The organism is Duganella sp. GW821-FHT07G03, assembly GCF_059418605.1.
This window is the reverse complement of the sequence record NZ_JBWKQE010000047.1, coordinates 1-11,662: the sequence shown is the minus strand read 5'-3', so window position 1 is coordinate 11,662 and position 11,662 is coordinate 1. Positions and strand designations below refer to the sequence as shown.

General features: G+C 68.5%; 11 protein-coding genes. 4 read left to right on the top strand and 7 right to left on the bottom strand.

Translation table 11 applies throughout. The annotated features are described in order from the left end of the window. The 7 genes from AC07OK_RS30495 to AC07OK_RS30465 all read right to left on the bottom strand — a co-directional run. A partial coding sequence (locus AC07OK_RS30495) for an Hpt domain-containing protein (protein ID WP_494693796.1) occupies window positions 1–462 on the bottom strand: 462 nt, incomplete at its 3' end. Between the two features lie 15 nt (window positions 463–477). Continuing rightward, on the bottom strand, window positions 478–2,250 hold the full coding sequence (locus AC07OK_RS30490; RefSeq protein WP_494693795.1) for a sensor histidine kinase, YfiR-like protein-associated: 1,773 nt from the start codon (window positions 2,248–2,250) through the stop codon (window positions 478–480). Next, entirely contained in the window at window positions 2,251–2,805 is a 555-nt protein-coding gene (locus AC07OK_RS30485) for a TOL_0243 family YfiR-like periplasmic protein (RefSeq protein WP_494693794.1), read from the bottom strand. It abuts the gene before it with no gap. Then, on the bottom strand, window positions 2,793–4,718 hold the full coding sequence (locus AC07OK_RS30480) for a TOL_0244 family TonB-dependent receptor (protein ID WP_494693793.1): 1,926 nt from the start codon (window positions 4,716–4,718) through the stop codon (window positions 2,793–2,795). Before AC07OK_RS30480 ends, AC07OK_RS30485 begins: the two co-directional genes overlap by 13 nt. 14 nt (window positions 4,719–4,732) lie before the next feature. Then, window positions 4,733–5,344, bottom strand: a complete 612-nt coding sequence (locus AC07OK_RS30475; protein WP_494693792.1) for a chemotaxis protein CheW — start codon at window positions 5,342–5,344, stop codon at window positions 4,733–4,735. Then, entirely contained in the window at window positions 5,344–6,786 is a 1,443-nt protein-coding gene (locus AC07OK_RS30470) for a CheR family methyltransferase (protein ID WP_494693791.1), read from the bottom strand. Before AC07OK_RS30470 ends, AC07OK_RS30475 begins: the two co-directional genes overlap by 1 nt. After that, window positions 6,776–7,279, bottom strand: a complete 504-nt coding sequence (locus AC07OK_RS30465) for a chemotaxis protein CheW (RefSeq protein WP_494693790.1) — start codon at window positions 7,277–7,279, stop codon at window positions 6,776–6,778. Before AC07OK_RS30465 ends, AC07OK_RS30470 begins: the two co-directional genes overlap by 11 nt. Window positions 7,280–7,376: 97 nt before the next feature. On the opposite strand from AC07OK_RS30465, the gene AC07OK_RS30460 reads away from it, so the two are divergent. The 4 genes from AC07OK_RS30460 to AC07OK_RS30445 all read left to right on the top strand — a co-directional run bounded on the left by AC07OK_RS30460 (window position 7,377) and on the right by AC07OK_RS30445 (window position 11,523). Beyond that, window positions 7,377–8,129, top strand: coding sequence for a DUF72 domain-containing protein (locus AC07OK_RS30460; protein WP_494693789.1), 753 nt, complete (start codon window positions 7,377–7,379; stop codon window positions 8,127–8,129). An 83-nt stretch (window positions 8,130–8,212) separates the two neighbouring features. Continuing rightward, window positions 8,213–8,851 carry a guanylate kinase gene (gene gmk / locus AC07OK_RS30455; protein ID WP_494693788.1) on the top strand — a complete coding sequence of 213 codons (639 nt, stop codon included), beginning with the start codon at window positions 8,213–8,215 and terminating at the stop codon, window positions 8,849–8,851. 24 nt (window positions 8,852–8,875) lie between these two features. Further along, complete coding sequence (rpoZ, locus tag AC07OK_RS30450; protein ID WP_026334175.1) at window positions 8,876–9,079, top strand: DNA-directed RNA polymerase subunit omega; 204 nt, start codon at window positions 8,876–8,878, stop codon at window positions 9,077–9,079. A gap of 113 nt (window positions 9,080–9,192) precedes the next feature. After that, window positions 9,193–11,523 (top strand): RelA/SpoT family protein, encoded by a 2,331-nt coding sequence (locus AC07OK_RS30445; RefSeq protein ID WP_494693787.1) that lies wholly within the window; start codon window positions 9,193–9,195, stop codon window positions 11,521–11,523. The last annotated feature ends 139 nt before the right edge of the window (window positions 11,524–11,662 follow it).

Below are 11,662 nucleotides of genomic sequence, written 5' to 3'. Positions count from 1 at the left end.
CGGCATGGGGGCAGCGGCGGCGGCCGGCGGCGCCGGCGCGGCGGCCGTCGGCGGCGGCGCGGACCAGCCGGACTGCGCCGCCATCAGGGCCTGCAGCAGCCCGCCCAGCTCATATTCGCCGCCATCGAGCAGGCCGCGCAGCACGTCGATGGTGCGGTACAGCAGCTCGAACATCGGCGCCGGCGGCGCGCACTGGGCGCGCTTGAGCAGCGCCAGCACGCTCTCGAGCGCCTGGCACACGGCCTCGATGTCGGCCAGGTTGACCGCGCGCGCCGCGCCCTTGAGGCTGTGCACCTCGCGGAACAGCGTCTCCACCAGGCCGGCCGCGCGCGCCGGCTCCCCGGTCTGGCCCGGCCGCTCCAGCTCCAGCACCAGCGCCGACATCGCGCCGACATGCTCGTCGGCCTCCAGCCGGAAGGTCGCGAGCAGGCGCTGCAAGAATCGTTCGTCGTCCGTGGCCATGCGCCCCTCTCCGTGTTACACCCGATACCGCCCGACCATCGCCTTGAGCTTCTGGCCCAGCGCATGCAGGTCGTGCGCGGCCGCCTCGGCCTGGCGCGTGCTGGCCATGTTCTGGGTGGTCGAGACCTTGATGTTCTCCATCGCCAGCGCCAGCTGGTCCATGCCGGCCAGCTGCTGGTGCGCCGACACCGCGATCTGGCTGGCCGCCACCGCGCTGTCGCCGATGCTCTCGGTGAGCTGGCGGATCGCCTCGCCGGCGTCGCGCGACTGCCGCACGCCCAGCTCGACCGCCTTGGCGCCCTGCTCGGTGGCCAGCACCGCGCTGCCGGTGGCCTTCTGGATGTCGCCCAGGATGGTGCGCACCTGGGCCGTGGCCTGCTTGGACTGCGCCGCCAGGCTCTTGACCTCCTGCGCCACCACCGCGAAGCCCTTGCCGTGTTCGCCGGCCTTGGCGGCCTCGATCGAGGCGTTCACCGCCAGCAGGTTCGACTGCTCGGACAGGTCGTTGACGCTGGCGATCAACTCGCCGATCGCCTGGCTCTGCTCGGACAGGCGCATGATGCTCTCGGCGATCAGCTCCATCTGCTCGCGGATCTGCTGCATGCCCTCGATCGACTCCTCCACCGAGCGCTTGCCGGTCTGCGACACCTGGGCCGCCTTCTGCGCCGCCTCGGCCACGTTCTTGGCCTTCTGGCTGGCCATCAGCGCGGTCTGCTTGACCTCGTCGAGCGTGGCCGAGGTCTCGCTCATCACCGCCGCCGCCTCGCTGGCGCCGGCCGCCACCTGGGTGGTGCCGGCCAGGATCGCGCTCGACGACGCCGCCAGCACGTCGACCCCCTCGCCGATCTCGCGGTTCATCTCGCGCAGATTGAGCACCATCGCCGCGAAGGCCTTGCCCAGCACGTCGTGCGCGGACGGCGGCGCCAGCATCCCGGTCAGGTCGCCGGTGGCGATGCGCTCGGCCGCCGCGGCCTTCTCGCGCAGATTGTCGACCATCGCCGCGAAGGCCTTGCCCAGCGCGTCCTGCTCCGAGCGCGGCACCACCTGCAGCAGCAGGTCGCCGGAGGCGATGCGGGTGGCGATCGCCACCTTCTCCTGCAGCGACAGCGCCATCTCGCGGAACTTGTCCTGCAGCAGGCCGATCTCGTCGGCGCGCGCGCGCCCGGCCGGCCGCACCACGATCTCGCCGGCCGCCACCAGCCGCGCCGCCTCGGCGATGTCGCGGATCGGCTGCACGATCACCGCGTGCAGCCGCAGCGCGCTGGGCAGCGAGATCAGCAGCGAACCGATCATCACCACCAGGATGATGCCGCCGTAGCGCACCAGCCGCGTGAGCATCGGCTCGGTGCTCATGCGCAGATACACGCTGCCGACCTGGCGCTGCTTTTCCCGGATCGGCCAGCTCCCCACCAGGTCGTCGCCGACGAAGCGCTGGCCCTGCCCCTCGGCGCGCGCCGGCAGCGCCTGGGCCTGGCGGTCGGGCCGCGCGTAGCTGGCGAACGGCGCGCCGTCGGCCGCGTACAGCGCGGCGGCGGCGATCTCGGGATTGGCTTGCAGCGCGTTCAGGTATTCCTGCGCCGCCTTGGGGTCGCTGAACACCAGCGACGGCGCCACGCTGGCGGCCAGGATCTCGGCCTGCACCGCGATCTCCTGCTGCTTCTGGGCGCGGTAGGTGTAGACGTCGTAGCTGACGATCACCATGCCGGCCATCAGCAGGGCGATGGCGCTGGCCAGCACGGTGATGAGCATCAGCTTGCGGCGGATCGGACTGTCGATAAACCAGTGCATCTAACGGCCCTCCTTGCCGGCGCGCGACTTGACGCTGAGCGCCATGTTGAGCAGCTTGGAGCTGATCTGCAGGCCGTTGCGCGCGGCCGCCTCGTCGTCGACATTGAAGCGCACCCGGTTGTCCTTGAGCGCGAAGCTGATCACGCCGCCGCCGCGCGCCTCGCTGACGGTCAACACCCCGCGCAGCGGCTCGTGCGGCGCCTCGGCGCCGCCCAGGTAGGCCACGTGGCAGCCGGCCTCGCGCGTCAGGGTCTTCAGGCGCCGCAGCTGCAGCGGATGGCTGTCGACGTGCTCGCCGTTGACGGCGGCGTCGAGCGCGGCGCCGAAGGGATCGTCGCCCACCACGCACAGCACCAGCGGACTGGCCGGGGCGGCGAAGGCGCCGGCCGGCCACTCGATGTACAGGCCGAACTTGTACAGGTAGGCGCCCTTGACCGCATATTCCAGCGTCTCGCCCTCGGCCGCGCCGGCGGTCGACGGCGCCAGCGCCAGCAGCAGAGGCAGCAACAACGCCGAGCGCGCCAGCGCGCGCGGCAGGCGGGTCAGAATTTCCATAGCAGTTGCAGGTAGAGACTGCGTTCAAAGGCGGCGCGCGGCGAGCTGCCGGTGATGTTGCCGAACTCGGCGTGGCGCCGGTCCAGCAGGTTGAGCGCGCCCAGCGCCAGCTCCAGCCGCGCGGCCGGACGCCAGCCCAGCCGGGCGTCGAGCGAGGTGTAGGCCGGCACGGCGGGATAGGGCAAGGCCGCCACCCGGTTCAGCGACAGGTCCAGCTCCATGCCGCGCGGCAGGTCGTGGCTGGAGCGCAGCGTGTAGCGGTGCGCCGGATCGTTGCCGTACAGCGTGCCGGTGCCGCCGGCCGGCGCCGGCCCGCTGGCGCCCGGTAGCAGGCCGATGCGCTCGCGCAGCAGGGTCTGGCTGGCGCCCAGGCGCCAGTCGCGGCTGACCTGGAAGTTGCCCCAGATTTCCAGGCCGGCGACCTTGCCCTCGGCATGGTTGCCCAGCTCCAGCGTGCCCTTGACCGCGCCGGCGTCCACGGTGCGCAGATCGTCGTACTTGTTGTAGAAGGCGTTGACCGAATACGACAGCCGGCTGGTCGGCTGGGCGCGGTAGCCCAGCTCCAGCGCGGTCAGCCGCTCCGAGCGGAAGTTCGGCCCGCCCCGATACGCCGCGCCCGGAATGCCGAACACATAGAAATCGTGGTCCACCCGCGACGGCGTGCGCAAGGCCCGCGACACCGCGGTCCACAGCAGCGAGTGGGCGTCCGGCTTCCACGCCAGCCGCAGATTGGGCTGGAACTCGACGCCGGTGTAGGAGTTGCGCTCGGCCTTGGCGCCCAGCGTCAGCTTCCACTGTTCGCCGAGCGCGATGGTGTCTTGCACAAACAGATTGGCCATATGGGTGGCCACCTGCTCCGGCAGGAACACCAGGATGGGGCCGTTGGTCGAGGCGCTGCGCCACAGCCGCAGGCCGCCGCCCCACACCAGCTCGTGGCGCTCGCCCAGCGGCAGGCGGTGCTGGGCCTCGATGTCGTAGGTGTCGTTCGATTCGCGGAACTGGACCGCGCCCGGCATCAGGTTGTTGACATGGTCGTAGTAGGCCTGCAGCTGGAACGCCGCGCCGTCGGCCAGCGCGCGGTTCCAGCGGCCCAGCAGGTTGCCGCCGGAGCGGTGCCGGTCGCTGCCGGCCAGCTGGTCCAGGTCGCGGTCGTACAGGTCGCCCTGCACGGTGACGCCGTTGTCGGCCCCGCCCCAGTCGGCGCGGAACCCCAGCTGGCGCCCCGACCAGCCGTCGCCCGCCGGGGCGCCGGCCACGGTCTGGTTGGCGTCGCGCCGGAAGCCCTTGGCGTACAGCCGCATGCTGGCGTCCTCGCCCAGCCGCCAGCCCTGGCGCACGGCCGCGCCGCGTTCCTGGTTGCCGCCGCCCAGCGCCACCAGCGTGCCCTGGCTATCCTTGCTGGCGCGGGTGATCACGTTGATCACGCCGTTGACCGCGTTCGAGCCCCACAGCGTGCCGCCCGGACCGCTGATCACCTCGATCCGCTCGATCTCCTCCAGCATCACGTCCTGGGCTTCCCAGAACACGCCGGCGTTGAGCGGGTTGTAGACCACCCGGCCGTCGATCAGCACCAGCAGCTTGTTGCCGTTGCCGTTGCTGCCGCCGCGCGCGGTGACCACATAGTTGTTGCCGTTGGTGCGCGCCACCTGCAGGTTGGGCGCCAGCCGCAGCGCCTCGGCCAGGCTGGTGGCGCCGCTGCGGCGCACGTCCTCGGCGGTGATGATGTACACCGCCGCGGCGGCGTCGCCCAGCGACTCGGCCTTCTTCGACACCGAGGTGATCGGAATTTCCGCCAGCTCCTCGATGCTCAAGCGCGAAAGCTGGCTGGGCAGCTGCTGGGCCGCCGCGCCGGCGGCCCAGCACAGCAGGCCCGCCCCCAGCCAGCGGCGGTCCGGTATCGAAATTTGCGCCATCGACATCTCCTGGTTCAGACTACATGTTGCTCCACTATCATGGCCGGATCGGACAACAGGCGCCCGCCGTCCAGCACGATCAACCGGGCGGCCGTCACGCCCTTCAGGTAATCGGCGCGGATCCCGCCCAGGGTGGACGGCGCCGGCTGCAAGTCGGCCAGCAGCAGCTTGTTCACGCCCAGGATCTGGTCGGCCAGCAGGCCGAAGCGCATGGCGCCGCCGCGCAGCACGATGATCTTGTTCAGGTCCGTCAAGCCCTGCTCCGGCAGGCCGAAAAAGCGCTTCAGGTCCACCAGCGACAAGATCCGCCCGCGCACATTGACGATGCCCAGCACGAACGGCGGCGTGCACGGCAGCGGCGTCAGCTCGCGCAGCACGTGCACCTCGTGCACATGGCGCATCTCCAGCGCGTAGCGTTCGTGGGCCAGCATGAATTCCAGCACCTCGGCCTCGGCCTCGGGCGCCGGCGCGGCCGGCGGCACCCGCGCCAGCAGCTGCGCGCGTTGCTCCAGCAGCGCGCGCTGGCGTTCCGGCGCCGCGGCCGTTTGCTGGCGCGCCGTGGCGGCCGCCGCGGCCAGGCGCACGCGCACCCGCTCCCAGTCCAGTTGCTGGCGCCGGGCCGGCATCAGGCGGCCCCGGCGCCGGCGCGCATCAGCTCGGCCAGTTCGCCCGCGCGCACGCCGCCCGAGTGCGCCAGCACATCGTCCGGCGCGTGCCCGCGCAGCAGTTCCAGCGCGTTGGCGAAATGGCGCTGCGCCTCGCGCGCCGCGCCGTTGCGCCGGCACAGGCTGCCCAGCGTGAAATGCGCCAGCACGAACTCCGGGTCGAGATAGAGCGCGTCCTTGAGCGCGGCGATCGCCTCGGCCGCGCGCCCTTGTTCTTCCAGGATCAGCGCCCGCAGATAGCGCAGCGCCGGGTCGCATTTATCGGTGGCGATCGCGGCGGCGCAACACAGGCTGGCGTCGTCCAGCAAGCCGCGGTCGGCGCACAGGCGGGCCCGCAGCGCCAGCGCGGGGGCCGGCGGTGCGGACGCGGCGACGATGGGCGCGTGCCCGGCAGGCGCGGCGGCGATGGCGGCCACGTAAGCGGCCTGCTCGGCGGGTGCGCCGACGATGGTTGCCGTCCCGCCGGGGGCGAGCGCGATGGCAGCGGCGGCGGTCGGCACGGCGTAGTGCGCGCCCGTGATAGCCGGCGTCAGTTCAGGCCGGAGCGCGTCCGCCCGCTGGCGGTACAGCAGCGCGCAGGGAAAGCGCACCGGCTCGAACGGCGCCAGCAGGTCGTGCCCTGCCTCGGCCATGCCGACCGCCAGCCAGCCGTCCGGCGCCAGCGCGCGCCCCAGCCGCTGCAAGGCGCGCGCGGCGCTGGCCGGTTCAAAATACATCAGCACGTTGCGGCACAGGATCAGGTCGATAGGCGGCGCGCCCACTTCCGGACCGGGAAACAGGTCGGCCGCCAGGTTCAGGTAGTCGAAGCGCACGCCCCGGCGCAGCGCCGGCGCGATGGCGCGCAAGCCGTCCTGCGGCGGCCCGAAGTGGCGCTGCTGCAGCCAGGCCGGCACCGCGCGGAACGACCAGTCGCGGTAGCGGCCCTGCTCCGCCTTGCGCAGGAAGGCCGGGTTGAGGTCGGTGCCGAGCAGGCTGATGCGCCAGTCGGCCAGGTCGGGAATCAGGCGCTGCAGCAGGATCGCCACCGAATACAGTTCCTCGCCGGTGCAGCAGCCGGCGCTCCAGACGCGCAGCGTGCGGCCGGCGGCGCGGCGCGCGGCGATCAGGGCCGGCAGCACCTCGTGCTCGAGCGCGTCGAACACGGCCGGTTCGCGGAAGAAATAGGTCTCGCCGACGGTCAGCTGGTGGGCCAGTTGTTCGATCTGGCCGCGGGTCGGCGGCGCCGCCATCAGGCGCCGCATGCAGGCGCCGGCGCCGGCCTGGTCCAGCGCCTGGGCCGCGCGCACCAGCTCGGGCCATTGTCCGCGCGGGAAATGCAGGCCCAGGTGCTGCGTGATGTAGCCGCTGAACGCCGTCAGCAAGGCATCGGAGGGGGCGGCGTCGGAATCGCGGTCAAGCAACATGGGATAGCGCCTTCTCGAGAGCTAATTCCTCGTCCAGTGACAGGAAGCGATCCAGGTCGTGGATCAGGATCATGCCGTCGTCCAGCTTCATGACGCCGCTCATGTACTCGGCGCCGGGAACGATCTGTCCGGCGGCCACGACGGCCTCGTCGGCACACTCGGCGACACCGTTGACGGCGTCGGCGATCAAGGCCAGGCGCCTGCGCGCGGTGCTCGCCAACACCATCTGGTCGCTCAGCGCGATGGCCCGCGCCGGCAGTTGCAAGCGGCGCCGCAGGTCGATCACGGCCACCACCTGCCCCTGCACGTTGACGATGCCGCACACCGCGCCGGGCGCCGCCGGAAAGGGCGTCACCGCGACCGCGCGCACCACCCGCTCCACCGCCGCCAGCGGCAGTGCGTAGCGTTGCCCTTCCAGAGTCCAGATCAGCAGCTGTGGCACGATGGCTTGGCCCGTCAGAGAGTTCCAGATTAATTGTGATACAGAAATCATGAGAAATCCATCCAATTGTCACACTATCCGCTTTTTACAACAATGCAACGAACTGGCGTCTGCGCTATCATTTGGGGGTTGACCGGGAGGGCGGCGTATGGCGAAAACAGGCACGGTACGGGTGGGCATAGGCGGCTGGGATTACGCGCCGTGGCGCGAGACTTTCTATCCGCAAGGCGTGCCGCAAAAGAAGGCGCTGGCGTACGCCAGCCGCCAGCTCAGCAGCATCGAAATCAACGGCACCTACTACCGCACCGCCAAGCCCGAGCACTTCGCCGCGTGGGCCGCGCAGACGCCGGCCGATTTCGTCTTCTCGGTCAAGGCCAGCCGTTACGCCACCAACCGCAAGGTGCTGGCCGAGGCCGGCGAGTCGATCGAGCGCTTCATCGGCAGCGGCCTGAGCGAACTGGGCGACAAGCTCGGCCCCATCCTGTGGCAGCTGGCCGCCACCAAGCAGTTCGACCCCGACGACCTGCAAGCGTTCTTCCAGCTGCTGCCGGCCAGGCTGGGTACGCGCAAGCTGCGCCACGTGCTCGACGTCCGCCACGACAGTTTCCTGTGCGACGACTATTACCAGCTGGCGCGCCGGCACCAGATCGCCACCGTCATCACCGACTCGCCCAAGTACCCCAACATCGGCGAGATCACCGGCGAGTTCGTCTACGCGCGCCTGATGAACGCGCACAGCGAGGTGGCGACCGGCTACACCAAGCCGGCGCTGCAGCAATGGGCCACGCAAGCGCGGCAATGGCAGCAAGGCGCCAAGTCCGGCGACGCCTACCTCTACTTCATCAACGGCGCCAAGGAACGGGCGCCGGCCGCCGCCATGCACCTGCTCACACTGCTGTAAATTGGATGCAAGGGCTTGCTCTTGGTAAAATACATCTTTGGGCGACGCAATGATGCGCCCGTTGACGTTTTCGAAAGAGAGACATGAGCTCAACCAACTCATTCGCCGGCAGTCTGTTCATGGTCGTCGCGCCGTCCGGCGCCGGCAAGTCCACGCTGGTCAACGCGCTGCTGGCGCAGGAACCGACCATCAAGCTGTCGATTTCCACCACCACCCGCGCGCCGCGTCCGGGCGAGACCCACGGCAAGGAGTACTACTTCACCAGCGCCGAGGATTTCGTCCAGCGCGCCGACGCCGGCGAGTTCCTGGAGTGGGCCGAGGTGCACGGCAATTACTACGGCACCTCGCGCATCATGGTCGAACAGCAGATGAAGACCGGCACCGACATCCTGCTGGAAATCGATTGGCAGGGCGCGCGCCAGGTCAAGAAGCAGTTCCCGCAGGCGGCCGGCATCTTCATCCTGCCGCCGTCGATCGACGCGCTGGAGGAGCGCCTGAAGAAACGCGCCACCGACGCGCCCCACGTGATCACGCGCCGGCTGCTGGCGGCGGGCGGCGAAATCGCCCACGCTCCCGAGTTCGAGTATGCTATCATCAACGAAGAATTTGCTGTCGCCCTGTCGGAATTGACGGCGATAGTCAGAGCGGCCCGTTGCCGGTTTGCGCAACAAGCGGCGCGCAACGCCTCGCTATTTGCCCAATTGGGTATCCACGCTGAATAAATACACAAGATTTTAGGAGTTAAGATGGCCCGCATTACTATTGAAGATTGTTTGAAACATATCCCTAACCGTTTCCAGCTGACCCTGGCCGCGACCTATCGCGCCCGCCAGCTGCTGCAAGGCCACACCCCCAAGGTCGAAGCCAAGGACAAGCCTACCGTCGTCGCCCTGCGTGAAATCGCCGCCGGCAAGGTCGGTCTGGAAATGTTGAAAAAGGTCCCAATGTAAGTTGGGCCCGGCGTTCCCGAACAATGTGAATGGTGCGGTTTAGCGGTAAGTATGGGATATTCTGGTAAGGAATATCCTCATTTCACATTCTCATCGAGACGGAACGCAAACGTATGAATCTGATCCCTGCCGATCCGACACTGAGTGGCAAGCCCGCACGGGCCAACCAGCCGGCCGCTGCGCCGGCTGCTGCCACGTCAGGGGCCGACGCAGGGGATAGCACCACCACCCTCGCCTCATCCGCACCAGCTCCCATCCCGCCTGTGATTTCTTCGTCGCCCCTGGCCACGCCCACCCTGACCGCGGGCGTTGCCTCGGTCACCCATCTGACCGAAAAACTGGCCGAGTACATGAACGCCGCCGACCTGAAAAAGGTCAAGGAAGCCTACCGCTTCTCGGACGAAATGCACCTGGGCCAGGTGCGCAAATCGGGCGAGCCGTATATCTCGCATCCGATCGCCGTGGCCGAGATCTGCGCCGACTGGAAGCTCGACGCCCAGGCCATCATGGCGGCGCTGCTGCACGACGTGATGGAAGACCAGGACGTCAAGAAGGAAGAGCTGATCGAACGCTTCGGCGCGCCGGTGGCCAACCTGGTCGACGGCCTGTCCAAGCTGGAAAAGATCGAATTCCAGAGCCAGATCGAGGCGCAGGCGGAGAACTTCCGCAAGATGCTGCTGGCCATGGCCTCGGACGTGCGGGTGATCCTGATCAAGCTGGCCGACCGCCTGCACAATATGCGCACCATGGAGGTGATGGCGCCGGCCAAGAAGGCGCGCATCTCCAGCGAGACGATGGAAGTGTACGTGCCGATCGCCCACCGCCTCGGCCTGAACAACATCTACCGCGAGCTGCAGGACCTGTCGTTCTCGCACCTGTACCCGCTGCGCTACCGCACGCTGGCCAAGGCCGTCAAGGCGGCGCGCGGCAACCGCCGCGAGGTGGTCAAGAAGATCCTGGAATCGGTCAAGAGCACGCTGTCCATGGCCAGCATCGAGGCCGAGGTCTACGGCCGCGAAAAAACGCTGTACGGCATCTATAAAAAAATGCGCAGCAAGCACCTGTCGTTCTCGCAGGTGCTGGACGTGTACGGCTTCCGCGTGGTGGTCGACAGCTTCCCGAACTGCTACGTGGCGCTGGGCACGCTGCACTCGCTGTACAAGCCGATGCCGGGCAAGTTCAAGGACTACATCGCGATCCGCAAGCTCAACGGCTACCAGTCGCTGCACACCACCCTGATCGGCCCGTACGGCACGCCGGTGGAGTTCCAGATCCGCACCCAGGAAATGCACCGCACCGCCGAATCGGGCGTGGCCGCGCACTGGCTGTACAAGAACGGCGACTCCAACCTGTCGGACATGCAGCAGCGCACCCATGCGTGGCTGCAGTCGCTGCTCGACATCCAGCAGCAGACCGGCGACTCGGCCGAGTTCCTCGAACACGTCAAGGTCGACCTGTTCCCCGATTCGGTCTACGTGTTCACGCCCAAGTCCAAGATCATCGCCCTGCCGCGCGGCGCCACGCCGATCGACTTCGCGTATTCGATCCACACCGGCATCGGCGACCATACGGTCTCGGTCAACATCAACAACGAGCCGGCCTCGCTGCGCACCGAGCTGCGCAACGGCGACATCGTCGAGATCGTCACCGACGCCAATTCACGGCCGAGTCCGACGTGGCTGTCGTTCGTGCGCACCGGCAAGGCGCGCTCGGCGATCCGCCACCACCTGCGCACCATCAACCTGCCGGAATCGATCACCCTGGGCGAGCAGCTGCTGTCGCAGGCTTTGAGCTCGCTGGGCATCAATCCGCTGCTGGAAGAGCACCTGGTCGAACGGCTGCTGAACGAATCGAGCGCCAAGTCGCTCGACGAACTGTACGCCGACATCGGCATCGGCAAGCGCATGGCGGCGCTGGTGGCGCGCCACATCTTCGGCCTGCGCGGCGGCGAATCGGCCAGCGCGCCGGTCGACCACAACAGCGCGGCCGAGCTCGATCCGGTGACCATCTGCGGCAGCGAAGGCGTGTCGGTGCAACTGGCGCCGTGCTGCCTGCCGATCCCGGGCGACTCCATCCTCGGCCAGCTGCGCCGCGACCAGGGCCTGCTGGTGCACACCAGCGACTGCACGCTGGCCAAGCGCCAGAAGGTCAAGGAGCCGGACCGCTGGATCGCGGTCAAGTGGGGCACGGAATTGAACCGGCGTTTCGACAGCCGCATCAAGCTGCTGATCAACAACGAGAAGGGCATCCTGGCGCGCGTGGCGGCCGAGATCGGCGAGTCCGACGCCAACATCACCTACGTCGGCATGGACGAGGACAAGGAACACGTGCTGCACCAGTTGCGCTTCACGATCCAGGTGAAGGACCGGGTGCACCTGGCGGGCCTGCTGCGCAACGTGCGCCGCGTGGCCGGCGTCAACCGCATCCTGCGCGAGCGCAGCTAAAAACCAGCGGGGGTCAAGTCTGACATTCGGACACGAGCTCTGCCGTATCAGTCAATACGGCAGAGCTCGTGTCCGAATGTCAGACTTGACCCTGAACCTTCCCCTCAAATTTTGAAGATAGCGATTAACGATCTCAGCT

What these genes read in the sequence shown, in the direction of transcription:
- AC07OK_RS30470 (WP_494693791.1), bottom strand. Translation starts at nt 6,786, where the DNA reads ATGTTGCTTGACCGCGATTCCGACGCCGCCCCCTCCGATGCCTTGCTG.
- AC07OK_RS30485 (WP_494693794.1), bottom strand. Translation starts at nt 2,805, where the DNA reads ATGGAAATTCTGACCCGCCTGCCGCGCGCGCTGGCGCGCTCGGCGTTG.
- AC07OK_RS30480 (WP_494693793.1), bottom strand. Translation starts at nt 4,718, where the DNA reads ATGGCGCAAATTTCGATACCGGACCGCCGCTGGCTGGGGGCGGGCCTG.
- gmk (WP_494693788.1), top strand. Translation starts at nt 8,213, where the DNA reads ATGAGCTCAACCAACTCATTCGCCGGCAGTCTGTTCATGGTCGTCGCG.
- AC07OK_RS30475 (WP_494693792.1), bottom strand. Translation starts at nt 5,344, where the DNA reads ATGCCGGCCCGGCGCCAGCAACTGGACTGGGAGCGGGTGCGCGTGCGC.
- AC07OK_RS30460 (WP_494693789.1), top strand. Translation starts at nt 7,377, where the DNA reads ATGGCGAAAACAGGCACGGTACGGGTGGGCATAGGCGGCTGGGATTAC.
- AC07OK_RS30445 (WP_494693787.1), top strand. Translation starts at nt 9,193, where the DNA reads ATGAATCTGATCCCTGCCGATCCGACACTGAGTGGCAAGCCCGCACGG.
- AC07OK_RS30465 (WP_494693790.1), bottom strand. Translation starts at nt 7,279, where the DNA reads ATGATTTCTGTATCACAATTAATCTGGAACTCTCTGACGGGCCAAGCC.
- AC07OK_RS30490 (WP_494693795.1), bottom strand. Translation starts at nt 2,250, where the DNA reads ATGCACTGGTTTATCGACAGTCCGATCCGCCGCAAGCTGATGCTCATC.
- rpoZ (WP_026334175.1), top strand. Translation starts at nt 8,876, where the DNA reads ATGGCCCGCATTACTATTGAAGATTGTTTGAAACATATCCCTAACCGT.